Annotated in this window: 13 protein-coding genes and 1 pseudogene; 4 read left to right on the forward strand and 10 right to left on the reverse strand. The window is 67.7% G+C overall.

What is annotated here, in order from left to right; translation table 11 throughout:
* On the forward strand, positions 1-240 hold a 240-nt coding region (locus FN976_RS27915), incomplete at its 5' end, for a type II secretion system protein N (protein WP_284699201.1).
* On the opposite strand, the gene FN976_RS27920 is transcribed toward FN976_RS27915, so the two are convergent.
* Both FN976_RS27920 and FN976_RS27925 read right to left on the reverse strand, forming a co-directional pair.
* The gene (locus tag FN976_RS27920) at positions 241-2,109 is read right to left on the reverse strand and encodes a potassium transporter Kup (protein WP_145897232.1); all 1,869 of its coding nucleotides are present in this window, start codon (positions 2,107-2,109) and stop codon (positions 241-243) included.
* A 115-nt stretch (positions 2,110-2,224) separates the two neighbouring features.
* Entirely contained in the window at positions 2,225-3,184 is a 960-nt protein-coding gene (locus tag FN976_RS27925) for a MerR family transcriptional regulator (protein WP_186511256.1), read from the reverse strand.
* A gap of 168 nt (positions 3,185-3,352) precedes the next feature.
* Here FN976_RS27925 and FN976_RS27930 point away from each other — a divergent pair, with 168 nt between their 5' ends.
* The 3 genes from FN976_RS27930 to FN976_RS27940 are packed head-to-tail and all read left to right on the forward strand — an operon-like array spanning position 3,353 to position 5,743.
* Entirely contained in the window at positions 3,353-4,216 is an 864-nt protein-coding gene (locus FN976_RS27930; RefSeq protein WP_145897236.1) for a DUF4399 domain-containing protein, read from the forward strand.
* Entirely contained in the window at positions 4,213-4,941 is a 729-nt protein-coding gene (locus tag FN976_RS27935) for a transglutaminase-like domain-containing protein (RefSeq protein ID WP_145897238.1), read from the forward strand. Before FN976_RS27930 ends, FN976_RS27935 begins: the two co-directional genes overlap by 4 nt.
* A 19-nt stretch (positions 4,942-4,960) precedes the next feature.
* Positions 4,961-5,743, forward strand: coding sequence for an MHYT domain-containing protein (locus tag FN976_RS27940; protein WP_145897240.1), 783 nt, complete (start codon positions 4,961-4,963; stop codon positions 5,741-5,743).
* A gap of 6 nt (positions 5,744-5,749) precedes the next feature.
* On the opposite strand, the gene gshA is transcribed toward FN976_RS27940, so the two are convergent.
* The 8 genes and pseudogenes from gshA to FN976_RS27980 all read right to left on the reverse strand — a co-directional run bounded on the left by gshA (position 5,750) and on the right by FN976_RS27980 (position 15,539).
* Positions 5,750-7,033, reverse strand: coding sequence for a glutamate--cysteine ligase (gshA, locus tag FN976_RS27945; RefSeq protein WP_145897242.1), 1,284 nt, complete (start codon positions 7,031-7,033; stop codon positions 5,750-5,752).
* Positions 7,034-7,124: 91 nt separating this feature from the next.
* A complete protein-coding gene (locus FN976_RS27950; RefSeq protein ID WP_145897244.1) occupies positions 7,125-8,135 on the reverse strand; it encodes a DUF6352 family protein in 1,011 nt (336 codons plus the stop codon).
* A 2-nt stretch (positions 8,136-8,137) separates the two neighbouring features.
* Positions 8,138-9,419: pseudogene (locus tag FN976_RS27955) on the reverse strand (glutamate-5-semialdehyde dehydrogenase).
* A gap of 7 nt (positions 9,420-9,426) precedes the next feature.
* Positions 9,427-10,482, reverse strand: a complete 1,056-nt coding sequence (gene holA, locus FN976_RS27960; protein ID WP_145897246.1) for a DNA polymerase III subunit delta — start codon at positions 10,480-10,482, stop codon at positions 9,427-9,429.
* Positions 10,483-10,575: 93 nt separating this feature from the next.
* Positions 10,576-11,871 carry an ornithine--oxo-acid transaminase gene (gene rocD, locus FN976_RS27965; RefSeq protein ID WP_145897248.1) on the reverse strand — a complete coding sequence of 432 codons (1,296 nt, stop codon included), beginning with the start codon at positions 11,869-11,871 and terminating at the stop codon, positions 10,576-10,578.
* A gap of 80 nt (positions 11,872-11,951) precedes the next feature.
* Positions 11,952-12,449 (reverse strand): LPS-assembly lipoprotein LptE, encoded by a 498-nt coding sequence (locus tag FN976_RS27970; protein ID WP_145897250.1) that lies wholly within the window; start codon positions 12,447-12,449, stop codon positions 11,952-11,954.
* The gene (leuS, locus tag FN976_RS27975) at positions 12,446-15,073 is read right to left on the reverse strand and encodes a leucine--tRNA ligase (RefSeq protein WP_145897252.1); all 2,628 of its coding nucleotides are present in this window, start codon (positions 15,071-15,073) and stop codon (positions 12,446-12,448) included. The genes FN976_RS27970 and leuS overlap by 4 nt, the downstream gene beginning before the upstream one ends.
* 46 nt (positions 15,074-15,119) lie before the next feature.
* Entirely contained in the window at positions 15,120-15,539 is a 420-nt protein-coding gene (locus FN976_RS27980; protein ID WP_145897254.1) for an ExbD/TolR family protein, read from the reverse strand.
* Position 15,540 lies beyond the last annotated feature (1 nt).

Consider the following 15,540-nt stretch of genomic DNA (forward strand, 5'->3'; position numbering starts at 1 on the left):
GCGCCGGCGCCGGCGCTCTCCAGCCGCTTCGTGCTGGTGGGCGTGGTGGATGCCGTGCGCTCGCGCGAAGGGGCCGCCGTCATTGCGGTCGATGGCAAGCCGGCCCGGCCGTTCCGGGTGGGCGCGGCGGTCGACGACACGCTGGTGGTCCAGTCCGTGGAAGGCCGGAAAGCGGTGCTGGCGCCGGCGGCAGGCGGCGCCCCAGCGGTCACGCTGGAACTGCCGCCCCTCAAGAAATAGTCAGATTTCGACCTTGGAGCCCAGCTCCACCACCGAATTGCTCGGCAGGTTCAGGAAGTCGGCCGCGCCGCTGGCGTTGTGGTGCATTTGCGCGAACAGCTTCTCGCGCCAGGACGCCATGCCGCCGCCGATGGTGGGGACCACCACGTCGCGCGAGAGGAAATAGCTGGTCGTCATGGGCTCGATCTCGCACCCGCGCGTGCGGATCTGGTCGAGCGCGCGGGGCACGTCGGGGTCGTTCTTGAAACCGTAGTGCAGGACGACCTGCCAGCAGTCATGCCCGAGTGACTCGATCTCGGCCCGGCGGTCCAGGCCGATCCACGGCACCTCGTGGTGGCGCACGGTGACGAACAGGTTGTGCTCATGCAGCACCTTGTTGTGCTTGAGGTTGTGCAGCATGGCGTTGGGGACCGTGCCCGGTTCGGCGGTCAGGAACACCGCCGTCCCCTCCACCCGCACGGGCGGGCTGACGAACACCGACTCGAGGAAGCTGCGCAGGTCGATCGCGTCGGACTTGAGCTTTTCGTTCAGGATCGCGCGGCCCTGCTTCCACGTCATCATCAGCGTGAAGATGAGGCCGCCGATCAGCAGCGGGAACCAGCCGCCCTGCAGCAGCTTGAGCAGGTTGGACGCGAAGAACGCCAGGTCCACGATGAAAAAGATGCCGGTGGCGGCAACGCACAGCGCCAGCGGGTACTTCCAGCCATAGCGGATGACGAAGAAGGTGAGCACCGTGGTGATCAGCATGTCGAGCGTCACTGCAATGCCGTACGCCGCAGCCAGGTTGCTGGAGGAGCGGAACATGACCACCGCGAGCACGATGGCGATGAACAGGCCCCAGTTGACGGCCGGGATGTAGATCTGCCCGGTGTCGCGCACGCTGGTGTGCTGCACGTCGAGCCGCGGCAGGTAGCCCAGTTGCACCACCTGCTTGGTCACGCTGAATGCTCCGGTGATCAGCGCCTGCGACGCGATCACGGTGGCGAGGGTGGCCAGCACCACCAGGGGGATCAGCGCCCAGTCGGGGGCCATCAGATAGAACGGGTTCTTCACCGCCTCCGGCGTCGACAGCAGCAGGGCCCCCTGGCCGAAATAGTTGATGGTGAGGGCAGGCATCACGACCGTGAACCAGGCGATGCGAATCGGCTTCTTGCCGAAATGCCCCAGGTCGGCATACAGCGCTTCAGCCCCCGTCACGCACAGGACCACCGCGCCGAGGATGATGAAGGTCGTGCCCGGCTGCTGCCAGATGAAGCGCAGCGCGTGGTGAGGGCTCAGGGCCTGCAGGATTTCAGGGTGATGCACGATGTGCGAAAGGCCGAGCACGGCCAGCACGAAGAACCACACCAGCGTGATGGGCCCGAAGAAGCGGCCGATGCCGCTGGTGCCGCGTTTCTGCACCATGAACAACGCCAGCAGGATGACGATGGTGAGCGGGATCACCCAGTCCTTGAAGGCGGGGGAGATCACCTCGAGGCCTTCGACCGCCGAGAGCACCGAGATGGCGGGCGTGATGACCCCGTCACCGTAGAACAGCGCCGTGCCGAAGATGCCGATGCCCAGCAGGACCTGGCGCAGCCGCGGCTGGTCCTTCACGGCCTGCGAAGCCAGCGCCAGCATGGCGATCAGCCCCCCCTCGCCGTTGTTGTCGGCCCGGAGCACGAGCACGACGTACTTGATCGAGACGATGACGGTCAACGTCCAGAAGAAGATCGAGAGGACCCCGTAGACGTTGGCGTGCGTGAACGGGACATGGCCCGAGCCGAAGACTTCCTTCACGGCATACAGCACGCTGGTGCCGATGTCGCCGTAGACGACGCCGATGGCGGCGATCGTCAATGCCGCGAGCGAGGATTTTTGGTTCTGCACGAACGGCCCCGTCCCGGCTCCATGTCCCAAGCCGGCGGGGTCTTGACTTTGGGACGGCTATTGTGCGCCCACCGGAAGCCCCCGCCCACCATCATGTTGCACTGCAGCAACGCCCTCAGGGCCCGGCGGCGTCCTCGGCCAGCGCGATGCCGCCATGCCGCGCCGCCCGCTGCAAGGCGTGCTCGAACAGGACACGGGCCGAACCCGCGACCGACCGCAGGTAGGCGTGCAGGCGGGCATCCTCCGTCGTGTCGTTCAGGCACTGCTCGCTGTATTCCTCGAAGCTCACGAGCTGGCCGATGATCTCCGCGATGTGGCGGGGGCACTCGCACACCACGTTGCTCGGGCTGGCGGCCACTTGCGCCAGGCTCGCCTCGGAATACCGGCGCCGGGGAATCAGGGCACCCGCGGCGGCGGGAAACGCGGCAGCGGCGTCCAGCAGCACCACCGAGCGGATGAGCTCGGCCAGCTCGGCATCGGGCACAGGCTCCCGCCGCACCATCAGGCCGGCGTTGCGTAGCGCCTCGACGAGCGCCGGGGGCCCATAGTTGTAGAGGACGATGACCCGCTGCACCCGCTGCCGCTCGATGGCCGCCATCAACTGCCCGTACGTGCGGGAATGCACCGTGTTGAGCCGCACCAGCAGGATGCCGGTTTCCCCTTCACCACCGCCTCGCGCCGTGTCGTTGCCCGCCGCAGCCTCCTCCAGGTCCACGAACACCTGGCGCACATGCAGCGCGCCATCCAGGTCGTGGTCGCGCCATCCCGGCGCATTGAAGCGGGCAGCAGTGGCGGCACCCACGATCACGGCCGCGACCCGCCGGGCTGGAGCCAGCGCGGCGGCCGTGGGCTCCTGGGCCGTTCCCAAGAGTTGCTGCAAATGCTGGATGGGCAGATGCGCGATGCCGCCAATGCCCTGCCCCGATTCAGCCAGCTGGCGCAGCAGCCTGGCCTTGATCACGTCGGCGTCCCGGTAGAGCCGGTGCCGCCCGGACGTCTTGGCCGGCGCGAAGGCTGAGTAGCGCTGCTCCCAGGTCCGCAAGGTGGTCACGGGCACACCCGCCAGGCGGGACACCGCCCCGATCCGGTGGACCGCGGCAGCTTCCTCACTATCAAACCGATTATCGAGTAGATCTTGCATAGCTATTGCCCAGTATTCTCCAGAGATTTCGCCATCTCTTGTGACAAATCTACACAACTGAAGGACATTTACGTCTTCAACGTTTTCACATTCTACTCAACTATGAACACCTGCAAACAGTGGCTGCACCAGTTGGCGGTCGGCATCGCCGCCCTGGCAGGCAGCGCCTGCATCCATGCAGCGCCTGACGCCGGGGATGTGCATGTCCACCCCTGGGTCGTGCCGCCCGTGAACCTGCAACCCAGTGCGTACTTCACCAACCTCAAGGACGGGGACACGGTGGAGTCCCCCTTCGTGGCGCGCTTCGGGTTGTCCATGCGCGGCTTGGTGCCGGCGGGCAAACAGGCCGGCCGGGCGGGCCACCACCACCTGCTCATCAACCAGCCGTTGCCGATGGATTTCAGCAAGCCGCTGCCCTTCACCGACCAGTACGTGCACTTCGGCCAGGGCCAGATGGAGGCCGTGCTCGACCTCAAGCCCGGCACCTACAACCTGAGCCTGCTGCTCGCCGACCAGGGCCACATCCCCTTCTTCGTTTTCAGCAAGCCCGTGAACATCGTGGTGTCCAGGCGCAACACGGCGTTGCCGCGCGCCACGGTGCAGGGCCGGCCGCGCGTGGAGATCCTGAGCCCCGCCGACGGCGCGGCGCTGCAGAACGCTTTCCGCGTGGTGTTCCATGCCAGCGGGCTGAACGTCTCGCATGCGGACGCCAAGGCGCCGGGGACCGGGCATTTCCGGCTGACCCTGCAGCGCAAGGGCGCGCGGGCCGAAGTGCTGGCCTTCCGCGGCGGGCAGACCGAAACCTGGCTGGAGCCGCCCGCGGGCGACTACCAGATGAAGCTGGAACTGGTCGACAACGCCACCGGCAAGGTCATCTCCGCCGCGCCAGACATCCGCATCCGCAGTGATGTGGTGCGGGAAAACGGCGAGCGCGTCGTGCCGGCAGCCAAAGTGGCCCAGCGGTGAGCCCGGCGGCCGACCCGTGGCTGGTCGAGACGCGCCAGCTCGACCTGAGCGACCCGAAATTGCGCATCACGGCCCAGAAGCTGACGCAGGCGCGGCAATCCCTGCCGGCACGCGCGGCCGCTATTCAGGCGTTCGTGCGAGGGCTGCCGTTCTCGGCCAGCGCCGATGGCCACAGCGTGCGCGCCAGCGAAGTCTTGCGCCGCGGCAGCGGTGACTGCCACTCCAAGGGCGTGCTGTTCACCGCCTTGTGCCGCGCCGCCGGCCTGCCCGCCCGCCTGGTGTTCGTCGACGTGCGGCCGCGCTTCCTCGCGGGGATCCTCGACCGGGGGCCGGCCGTGCTGCCGCACGCCGTGGGGCAAGTGCTGCTTCCCGACGGCTGGCACAGCACCGACGGCTACGTCGTCGACCCCGTGCTGTTCGCCCACGCCAAGCACCTGCTGCACGACCACGGCCTCGACAGCGGCTGGGGCATCGTGCAGGAAGCAGCTGGCGCCTGGGACGGCCAGGGCGATTGCCTGCAGCAGTTCCGCGCCGGCGACGTGGTGGACCACCACGGTGCCTGGCACGAGCCCGCCGCCTTCCATGCCACGCGGCCGGCCGGCACGCGAGGCTGGCTCGGCCGCCTGCAGTACGCCATTGCCACCCGCCTGGTGAACCTGCGCGTCGCGCGGGTGCGGCAGTCGCGCTTTCCCCTGCCGCTGCCCCCCATGGCAGCCCAACCCTGACCCTGAACCTCGCACTTCCATGAACCTCCTCATGCCCGCCAGCTACGCGCCCTCGCTCGTGGCGCTTTCCTTCGTCATCGCCGTCGTCGGCGCCTTCGTCGCGCTCACGGCCTCCGCCGGCATCGTCCGCGCCGGCCGCCGCATCAGCGTGTTCAACGCGGTCACCAGCGGCACCGCGCTGGGCGGCATCGGCGTCTGGGCGATGCACTTCGTGGGCATGCTCTCCCTGCGCGTCGACATGGCGGTGAGCTATGCACTGCCCGAAACCCTGGTTTCCTTGATCGCCGCTGTCGGTTGCAGCGCGATGGCCCTGCTGTGGGTGGCACGCGGTCCGGACAGCCTGGCGCGCATGCTGGGCGCCGGCGTGCTGCTCGGGCTCGGCGTGAGCGCGATGCACTACCTCGGCATGGCGGGCATGCGTTTCGGCGGCTTCCTGCAGTGGTCCTGGCCGCTCGTCGCGGCCTCCATCGTGATCGCCGTCCTCGCGGCCACGGCCGCGCTCTGGCTGGCCTTCGCCGTGCGCAGCCTCCAGGCCCGGCTGCTGGCGTCCGTGCTGATGGCCACCGCCGTCTGCGCGATGCATTACACGGGCATGGAAGCGGGCAGCTTCATCTGCACGACGCCGGCGTCGCTCAACTTTCCGCAGGGCGACTGGCTGATGACCTCGCTGGAGCTGCCGCTGATCGTGAGCATCTCTGCTTTCGGCATGGCCTTCGTGATCTTCATCGACCAGATGTTCCAGCGCCTGGAACATCGGCACCGGGCCAACCGGCTGGCGGCCGCCGGAACGCCGCGCCGGTAGCCAGGGCTAGTCGTAGGTCTCGGCGTCCGGGTCGGTCGCTTCCAGCTCATAGCTGGCCGACAACATCGCCAGCCGGCCGATCACGCCGTACATGTAGAACCGGTTGGGCGCGCTGGCGCCCGGCTTCTGGCCCGGCTGGGGTAAGCGCGTACTCTCGGCGAACGCCAACGGCACGAAGCTGGCGCCGGGCGCATTCAGGTTCTCGTCGATGCCGCGTTCCGCGTGCACGCGGTAGAACCCGCCCACCACGTAGCGGTCCATCATGTAGACCACGGGCTCGGCCACCGCCTCGTTCATGCGTTCGGCCGTGAGCACGCCCTCCTGGATGATGACGTCCGTCACCTGCTGGCCGTCCTTGTTGTTGACCGTCTTCTGCTTCAGGTGGTCCAGGTCCTTCACGTCGCGCACGGTCATGATGCCCATGCCGTCGGTGCCGTTGTCGGCCTTCACGATGACGAACGGCTTCTCGTTGATGCCGTATTCCTTGTATTTCTTCCTGATCTTCGCGAGCAGCGCATCGACGTTGGTGCGCATGCACTCCATGCCCTGCTCCTGGGTGAAATCGACTTCGCCGCAGCGGTTGAACATGGGCGTGATCAGCCAGGGGTCGATGCCCAGCAGCTTGCCGAAACGCTTGGCGACCTCTTCGTAGCTGCGGAAGTGGCGGCTCTTGCGCCGCACCGACCAGCCCGCATGCAGCGGCGGCAGCAGGTATTGCTCGTGCAAGTCCTCCAGGATCCCCGGCGCACCCGCCGTGAGGTCGTTGTTCATGAGGATGGTGCAGGGGTCGAAATCCTTCAGTCCGAGGCGGCGCTTGCTGCGCACCACCGGTTCCAGCACCACCGTCTCGCCGGTCGGCAGTTCGATGGTGGTGGGCTTCTTGATGTCGGGACTGATGGAGCCGATCCGCACGTTGAGGCCGGCCATGTGGAAGATGCGCTTCAGCTGCAGCACGTTCGACAGGTAGAACGTGTTGCGCGAATGGTTCTCCGGCACGATCAGCAGGTTCTTGGCCTCGGGGCAGATCTTCTCGATGGCCGCCATGGCCGCCTGCACCGCCAGCGGCAGCATCTCGGGCGTGAGGTTGTTCCAGCCGCGCGGGTAGAGGTTGGTGTCCACCGGGGCCAGCTTGAAGCCCGAATTGCGGATGTCGACGGCGGTGTAGAAAGGCGGCGTGTGCTCCATCCACTCGAGCCGGAACCAGCGCTCGATGGCGGGCATCGAGTCGAGCACGCGCTGTTCGAGCTCGTTGGTCGGGCCGGTCAGGGCCGTGATGAGATGGGGGACCATGCGGCTCTTGTGCCTTGGAGTTATGAGCTGATTCTAGAACCTGGGGGCTGGGCCCCGGCCTTGCAAGCCCACGGCCGGGCTGGCAGCGGCTTCAGGACTGCCGGGCAAGCGGCAGGTTGAGCAGCAGGTTCTGGGGCTTGAGCTTCAACCGCTTGTCGGCATCCATCGCCATGGCCAGGTAGACCGGCCGGCCCGCCACTTCCGCGCGCATGTCCGATGCCTGGGCGAATTCCAGGCGGAACAGGCACAGCATGCGGGCCATCTGCTCCTGCGTCACCTCTTCACCCTGGTAGAGCGCATTGAGCACGGCACTGGCCTGGGCATCCAGCCCGACGTGCCAGACCCACTGCTCGTCGTCGATCTCGCGTTCCGTGGCGATGGTCACCGTCACGCCAAGGAAGTGCCGCACCCAGCGCTCCATCACCCGGCACAAGGCGTCCAGCGCCGGCTGGCCGTGCGTCAGGCTCACCACCAGGTCGTGCGCCTCGCTGCGTTCCCAGTAGACATCCGCGTTGTCTTCGCGCAGGACGTCGAGTTCGGCGGTCCGCAGCACGGCGCCGCCCTGCTTCAACAACTCACCAATGGTGCCGAAGGTGCCGGCCAGGGCGTGCCGCTCGACCGTCTGGTCGTCGGCCGCCATCACCTGGCCGTCCTCCTGGATCGCGATCTTCTGCGGCCGGAACAGCATCTCGGCCGCGCGCGCCTGCAGCGCCGTGGCGTCGTCGCCGAGCACGTTGCGCAGCAGGATCTGGGTGAGCTGGTGCACGAACACCGGCGGCACGTCGACGTCGCCCTGGAACAGCGCGAGGTAGCTGCCTTCCAGCGTCGGCCGGGCCAGCAGCCGATCCCGGAAGCGCAACCAGACGGCGTAGTTGGCGCGGGCGTCCTCGTCGCGCACCTGCGCCACCTGCTCGGTGACCATGTCGCGCGGGCTCGCGAGCAGGCGCGCGTGCAGTGCCAGTTCGGCGGCGCACGACTCCGGCACCGGTGCCAGCTCAGGCCGCGCCAGCAGGCTGGCGAGAAAGGCATCGGTCACGACCAGGTGGCCGTCGCTGTCGTGATCCAGCAGGCGGTACCCGCAGGCTGGCCAGAAGTCGTGCATTTTCAGCCGCGCACTTCGCCGTTGCCCAGCACCACCCACTTGAGCGAAGTGAGGCCTTCGATACCGACCGGGCCGCGCGCGTGGAACTTGTCGGTGCTGATGCCGATTTCCGCGCCCAGCCCGTACTCGAAACCGTCAGCGAACCGGGTGCTCGCGTTGACCATCACGCTGGCCGAATCCACCTCGCGCAGGAAACGCTGCCGCATGCAGGTGGTCGCGCGTGAGGATGGCGTCGGTGTGGTGCGAGGAATAGCGGTTGATGTGGGCGATGGCTTCGTCGATGCCGGCGACCACCTTCACGCTGATGATGGGCGCGAGGTATTCCTCGGACCAATCCTGTTCGGTGGCCTCCTGCAGATTCGCGCCCGGCACCGCCGCGAGGATCGCTTTCGCTTCCGCGTCGCAGCGCATCTCCACGCCCTTGGCGGCGTAGATCGCGCCGATCTTCGGCAGGAAATCCAGGGCCACGCCACGTGCGACGAGCAGGCCTTCGCTGGCGTTGCACGGACTGTATTTCTGCGTCTTGGCGTTGTCGGCGACCTTCACGGCCATTGCGATGTCGACCGGATCATCCACGTACACATGGCAGTTGCCGTCCAGGTGCTTGATGACGGGCACCTTGGCGTCGCGGCTGATGCGTTCGATCAGCCCTTTGCCACCGCGCGGGATGACCACGTCGACATATTGCGGCATCGTGATCAGGTGGCCGACGGCTTCGCGGTCGGTGGTCTGCACCAGCTGCACCGCGTCTTCGGGCAGGCCGGCCTGCGCCAGCGCCTGCCGCACCAGGCGCGCCAGCGCCTTGTTGGAATCGATGGCCTCGGAGCCGCCGCGCAGGATGCAGGCGTTGCCGCTCTTGATGGAGAGGCTGGCGGCCTCAATGGTGACGTTGGGACGGCTCTCGTAGATCATGCCGAACACGCCGAGCGGCACCCGCATGCGGCCCACGCGGATGCCGCTGGGCTGCTGCTGCAGGCCGAGGATCTCGCCGATGATGTCCGGCATCACGGCCAGCTGCTCGCAGCCGACGGCAAGCGTTTCGATGATCTTGGGCGTGAGCTTGAGGCGGTCCATCATGGGCGCGGACAAGCCTGCCGCCGTCGCGCGCTCCAGGTCCTTGGCGTTGTCTGCTTGCAGAGCCTGGATGTTTTCGCGCAGGAGCTTCGCGAGGGTCGACAGCACCGCGCTTTTCTCGGCCGCGCTCGCCGCCGCCATGCGCGCGGAGGCCTCCCGCGCCTGCAAGCCGAGGCTGTGCATCAATTCAGCAATGTTCAGCGCGTTCATCCCTGAATTATCCCGGAGCGCGGCATTCCCTGCAGAGGTCCATGGCCAGCCGGTGCAGCGCCTGCCAGCCGTCGCTGGGCCAACCGGGCGATTTCAGGCCCTTCACGATGCCGTCGACGATGTGGGCGGATTGCAGCAGGCCGTCCACGGCGGCGATCGACAGCTTGGGCAGCACGCGCTCGAACAGCCGCTCCTTCGGGCCCCAGACGCGCTGTTCGCGCAGCGCCAGCGGCAGGGGCCGGCCGGCCGCCATCGCATCCTTCACCCGCTTCAGGGCGCGGATGTCCTCCGAGAGCGTGTAGTGCACCAGCACCTCGGCCTCGCCCTCGGCCTGCAGGCCGTCGAGCATGCGCTGCGCCCGCACGGCCTGGCCGGCCAGCACGGCCTCGGAGAGCTTGAAGACGTCATAGCGGGCGACGTTGAGCACCGCGCCTTCGACCTGTTCGAAGCCCAGCTCACCCGCCGGGTAGAGCAAGGCGAGTTTCTGGATTTCCTGGTGCGCCGCCAGCAGGTTGCCTTCGACGCGGTCCGCGAAGAACTGCAAGGTCCGCTGGCCCTCCTCACCCGCGGCGACGCGCTGGCCCTGCTGCGCCAGGCGCTGCGTCAGCCACTGCGGCAACTGGCCACGCTCGACCGGATCCAGCTTGATCGCGACACCCGCGCCTTCCAGCGCCGTGAACCAGGCCGCCTTGAGGGTGGCCCAATCCAGCTTGGGCAGCAGGACCAGGGTGAGTGTCGAGTCGTTGCCCACCGCGCTTTCGGCCAGCTGCTGCAGGGCCGCGCTGCCGTCCTTGCCGGGTTTGCCGGAAGGGATGCGGACTTCGACGATCTGCTTGTCGGCGAACAGGCTGAGCGAGCCGCCGGCCGCCAGCACGGCGCTCCAGTCGAAGTGCGCGCCGGCCACGGTGTGCACGGTGCGCTCGGTGTAGCCCTGCACGCGCGCCGCCGCGCGGATGGCATCCGCGGCCTCCTGCACCAGCAGCGGCTCGTCGCCGTGCAGGGTGTACAGCGGCTTCAGGCCGCGCTGCAGGTGCGGGGTCAGTTGGGCGGGCGCGAGCTGCATGCCTCCAGTGTAGGGGGGGGTCGGCCCGCGCGGCGACCCGCCGGGTTTTTGCCGGGGCGCAAGGGGGGGTTCGCCTTGCGGGCTCACCCCAGCCTACGCAGCGACATGTTCCGGCGTCGGTGGGATGGTTGCCAAACCCAGTTTGCGATGGCTCTCGTGTGCCACGCGCCGGAAAGTCTCCACGGCCCGGTCGACCAGCTCGTGGCTGATCGTCAAAGGCGGTGCGAAGCGGATCACGGTGTCATGCGTTTCCTTGGAAAGCACGCCAGCGGCCGCCAGCCGCTCCACCAGGTCGCGCGCGGTGGTGCACGCCGGGTCGATGTCGACGCCGACCCACAGCCCGCGTCCGCGCACGTCGCGGATCAGCGGCCGGACTTCGGCTTGCACTTCACGCAACCGCGCGATGAGGTAGGCGCCCAATTCGGCACTGCGCTCGACCAGCTTTTCATCCTCCAGCACGCGCAGGCCCTCCAGCGCCACCGCCGCGGCCAGCGCATTGCCGCCGAAGGTGGAGCCATGGCTGTTGGGCGTGAACACGTCCATCACGGCCGCATCGGCCACGAAGGCGCTCACCGGCAGCAGCCCGCCGCCCAGCGCCTTGCCGAGGATCAGCGCGTCGGGCCGGATGCCTTCGTGCTCGAAGGCGAACCACTTGCCCGTGCGGCCCAGGCCGGCCTGCACCTCGTCGTCGATCAGGAGGACGTTGTTCTCGGTGCACCAGACGCGCAGCTGCAGGAAGAAGCCGGGCGGCGGCAGCAGCACGCCGGCCTCGCCCTGGATCGGCTCGATCAGCACGGCGCAGGTGTCCGCGGTCGCGGCCGCCTTGATGCTCTCCATGTCGCCGAAATCGAAGTGCTGGAAGCCGTCGGCAAACGGGCCGAAGCCCACACGGTACCCCGCCTCGCTGGAGAAGCCGATGATGGTGCTGGTGCGGCCGTGGAAGTTGCCGCGCGCGACCAGGATCTGCTGGCGGCCATCCACGATGCCCTTCACGCGATGGCCCCAGCGGCGCGCGCACTTGATCGCCGTCTCCACCGCCTCGGCACCGGTGTTCATGGGCAGCGCGCGCTCGAAGCCGGTGACCTCGCTGAGTTTCTCGAGAAACGGGCCCAGCGTGGTGCCGTAGTAGGCGCGGGAGGTGACGGCGACGCGCGCCAGCTGCCGCTGCGCGGCGGCCACCAGCCGCGGGTGCAGGTGGCCATGGCTGACGGCGGAATACGCGCTCATCATGTCGATGTATTCGCGGCCTTCGACATCCCAGACCAGGCAGTCCAGGGCGCGATCGACGACGACCGGCACCGGCGCGTAGTTGCGCGCGCCGAAGCGGGCCTCCTGGCCGATGTAGTCGGGAATGCCGGCAGCTGTGCCGGTCGAGGGGGCGGCGGCCATGCGTGCTCCTGCGACGGGATGCCTCAGGTATGGCACCACCCCGGCGCCAGCGCTGTAGGACGCCTTCCGCTGGCCGCGTCTTACAGCGTCTTGATCGCCGCCAGGCGGCGCATCAACTGCTGCACGATGTCCGACTGCATGTCGCGGTAAAGCAGGTTTTCCTCGGCTTCCTTGGAGAGCACCGCGGATTCGTTGAAGCTGATGTCGCGCGTCTGCAGGAGCTCGGTGTCCGGGATCAGCTCCTTCGCCTTCGGCGTCACCACCTTGAACTTGACCCGCGTGCGCAGCTGGAACTCGCGCACCTGGCCGGTGGCGGTCAGGCCGACCACGACCTTCTCGCGCTGTTCCTGCAGCACGTGAAGCACGACGTCGGCCCCGAGCATGCGCGTGGGATCGACGATGACTTCGACCTTGCCGTCGGCCGCGAAGCTGCGGCGCAGCTCGTTGCCCAGCGGCGAGGTCGGCCCGGCGCCGATGACGATGGAGCGGAACACGAAGTCCGGTGCCTGGCGCAGCTGGAAGCCGCAGCCGGCGAGGAGCGCGGCCGCACCCGCGAGCACGAGGAGGCGGCGGTTCATAGGACCACGTTCACCAGGCGCCCGGGCACGACGATGACCTTCTTCGGTGCGGCACCAGCGGCGAACTTGGTGAAAGCCTCGCTCGCGACCGCGATCTTCTCGATCGCCGCCTTGTCGGCGCCCGCCGGCACCAGGATGGAGCCGCGGTGCTTGCCGTTCACCTGCAGCACGAGTTCGATCTCGTCCTGCACCAGTGCGCTTTCGTCGAGCTTGGGCCAGGGGGCATCGAGCAGGTCGCCGGACTGCGCGGTGTAGCCCAGGGCTCGCCACAGTTCCGCGGTGATGTGCGGCGTGGCGGGGTAGAGCACGCGCAGCAGGATGCCGAAGCCTTCGCGCAGCGCGGCGTCGGCGCCCGGCTCCGCCGCCCCCTTGAAGTCCTCCAGCGCGTTGAGCATCTTCATCGCGCCGGAGACGACCGTGTTGTATTGCATGCGCTGGTAGTCGTAGTCGACCTGGCGCAGCACGGTGTGGATTTCGCGGCGCAGGGCCTGGGCCGCCTTGCCGTAGGCATTGCCCGCGAGCTTGTCCGCGACCACGCCAGCGACGTTCAGCTTCACGCCGAATTGCCAGACCCGGCGCAGGAACCGGTAGCTGCCCTCCAGCGCGTCGTCGTTCCACTCCAGCGTGGCCTCCGGCGGCGCCGTGAACATGGTGTACAGGCGGGCCGTGTCGGCGCCGTACTTCTCGATCAGGTCCTGCGGGTCGACGCCGTTGTTCTTGGACTTGGACATCGTGGTCCAGCCCTCGTAGGTCACCGGCTGGCCGTCCGACTTCGCCGTCGCGGAGACCACCTTTTGGTGTTCATCGCGCACGATGTCGAGGTCGTGCGCCCAGTAGTAGTGCTTGCCCGTGTCGACACGCACGAAGGCCTCGTTCAGCACCATGCCCTGCGTGAGCAGCTTGGTGAATGGCTCGTCGACCTTCACCAGCCCCATGTCGCGCATCACCTTGGTCCAGAAGCGCGCGTACAGCAGGTGCAGGATGGCGTGCTCGATGCCGCCGATGTACTGGTCCATCGGCATCCAGTAGTCGGCGCCCTCCGCCACCATCGCCTGGTCGTTCTTCGGGTCGCAATAGCGCATGTAGTACCAGGCGCTGTCGACGAAGGTGTCCATCGTGTCCGTCTCGCGCCGCGCGGGCTTGCCGCACACGGGGCAGGCGCAGGCGAGGAAGTCTTCGCGCTTGTTCAGCGGGTTGCCGCTGCCGTCGGGCACGCAGTCCTGCGGCAGCACCACCGGCAGGTCCTTCTCCGGCACCGGCACCGCGCCGTGCTCGGCGCAATGGATGATGGGAATCGGCGTGCCCCAGTAACGCTGGCGGCTGACGCCCCAGTCGCGCAAGCGCCAGGTGGTCTTCTTTTCGCCCAGGCCCTTCTGCTGCAACGCGTGCGCCACGGCGTTCACCGCTTCCTGGTACCCGAAGCCGCTGTAGATGTCGGAGTTGATGGTGACGCCGTTGACCTTGTCGGTGTACCACTCGTGCCACTGCTTGTAGTCGTAGCGCTCGCCGTCCACGTGAACCACCTGCATGATGGGCAGCCGGTACTTCATCGCGAACTCGAAATCGCGCTCGTCATGGCCAGGCACGCCCATGACCGCGCCATCGCCGTAGCTCATGAGCACATAGTTGCCCACCCACAGCGGCACTTCCTCGCCGCTCAGCGGATGCTGGACGACCAGGCCGGTGTCCATGCCTTCCTTCTCGCGCAGCGCGAGTTCGGCCTCGGTGGTGCCGCCCTTCTTGCAGTCTTCGATGAAGGTGGCGAGCTCGGGGTTGGTCTTGGCCGCATGAGCTGCCAGCGGATGCTCGGGCGCCACTGCGCAGAAGGTCACGCCCATGATGGTGTCGGCCCGCGTCGTGAAGACGTACATGCGGCCATCGCCGATCAGCTCGCCGTCATCGCCGCGGATGGCGTGCGGGAAAGCGAAGCGCACGCCCTCGCTCTTGCCGATCCAGTTCTCCTGCATCAGCTTCACGCGCTCGGGCCAGCCGGGCAGCTTCTGCTGCACGTGGTCGAGCAGCTCCTCGGCGTAGTCGGTGATCTTCAGGTAGTAGCCGGGGATCTCGCGCTTCTCGACGACCGCGCCGGTGCGCCAGCCCTTGCCGTCGATCACCTGCTCGTTGGCCAGCACGGTCTGGTCCACCGGGTCCCAGTTGACGACCTGGGTCCTGCGGTAGGCGATGCCCTTGTCCAGCATCTTCAGGAACAGCCACTGGTTCCACTTGTAGTAGCTGGGGTCGCAGGTGGCGACCTCGCGCGACCAGTCGATCGCCAGGCCCATCGCCTGCATCTGCTGCTTCATGTAGGCGATGTTGTCGTAGGTCCACTTCGCCGGCGGTACCTTGTTTTTCAGCGCCGCGTTCTCCGCCGGCAGGCCGAAGGCGTCCCAACCCATCGGCATCAGCACGTTGTAGCCGTTCATGCGCAGGTAGCGCGTCAGCATGTCGTTGATGGTGTAGTTGCGCACGTGCCCCATGTGCAGCTTGCCGCTCGGGTAGGGCAGCATCGAGCAGGCGTAGAACTTCTTCCTGCCTGCGTCCTCGGTCACGCGATAGGCATCGCGCGCGGTCCAGCCGGCCTGGGCGGCGCGCTCGACCTCGAGGTGGTTGTACTTGTCTTGCATGATGGGGAAATTGTAGGCGGCGGGGCCGCCTTCCCTGGCCGGCGGGCTATTTCCCCAGCGGCTCCGCCACGAAACCGATGCGCGTGAGCCCCGCCGCGTGCGCCGCGCCCATCACCTCCACCACGCGGCCGTAGGGCACGGCCTGGTCGGCGCGCAGCTGGACTTCGGTGTCGGGATTGCGCTTGGCAGTGGCCGTCAGCTGCTCTTTCAGCTGGGCCGGCGTGACCGGCTTGTCGTTCAGGAACAGCCCGCCCGCCTTGTCGAGCGCCAGCGTGACGAAGCGGGGCGCGTCGCCGGCCTGGCCGCCCTCGGCCTTGGGCAGCTCCAGGCGGATGGCGCTGGTCAGCAGCGGCGCGGTGATGATGAAGATGACCACCAGGACCAGCATCACGTCCACCAGGGGCGTGACGTTGATCTCGCTCATCGGCTGTGGCAGCTGGGTGCGTTCGAGGCGGCCGAAAGCCATG

This window comes from Caenimonas sedimenti (genome assembly GCF_007833165.1).
GTDB classification, from domain to species: Bacteria; Pseudomonadota; Gammaproteobacteria; order Burkholderiales; family Burkholderiaceae_C; genus Ramlibacter; species Ramlibacter sedimenti.